Source organism: Vibrio sp. 378 (assembly GCF_033339435.1).
The window spans coordinates 1-733 of the sequence record NZ_JAWOUO010000496.1 but is presented as its reverse complement, the minus strand read 5'-3'; the positions used below and the strand labels follow the sequence as shown (position 1 = coordinate 733).

The 733-nt window shown below is 50.5% G+C and carries 1 protein-coding gene; it reads right to left on the bottom strand.

All coding sequences use genetic code 11. The features are described from left to right. Positions 1–81: 81 nt before the first annotated feature. Positions 82–733 (bottom strand): c-type cytochrome (locus R7Q48_RS27155; RefSeq protein WP_318133353.1); only part of this gene is annotated, 652 nt, incomplete at its 5' end.

The following is a 733-nucleotide window of genomic DNA, read 5'->3' as shown; positions in this document are numbered from 1 at the left end:
TACGTGGCAAAAATACTTATTAGTGAGATTTATATCTGGAGCTAAATCAACTAAGTTTGAGATGGCCTCTTCATTTCGCAGCTACCCCCCATAATAGGTAGAAAGGTATTCCAGAATGGCTTCTCGGTCGTCGCCTGATAAATCTTCCATTCCTTGCTCCTCAATCATCCAGTCGAGGGTTTCATCCCATCTTTGGCGGCTTAGTCCTTGTTGTGTGACCATGTGTAACGAATGACAGGCTGAGCAGACTGCAGCGACGAGCTCCATATTCTCTCCCGGCGTTAATATCCCATCACCTGGCGATTTAACCTCCAATCCTGATGACGTCATATTCCAATTGGGTGGTGTCGGGTTTTTCGTTGCAAGCCATGCAATGATAGCCGCGCGCGCACCGGGATCTGTTACGCCAGGGAAGACCATGTTGGTTCCTGGCGCGAAGGCATTCGGAGCGGATAAAAATGCGTCCAACTTTTCAGCGTCCCACTTTCCTTGATGTTGTCTAATTCCGTCGCTGTAATTGAAGCCCTCAAAACTGGCGATATTGCGCTCCGCTAGCCCCCATAAGGGCGGGCCAACCAGCGTTACGCCATTCGGCTCAAATTGATGGCAGGCTTTACAAACCATGGCTTGCTTCTCGCCTGCTGCAATCAACTCGTCGTTACTCGCAAGGACAGGGGCGCTCAACAAAGCCAAAAGGGTGAAAGCGAGCGGGAGTACCCGCTCTGATGGTTGT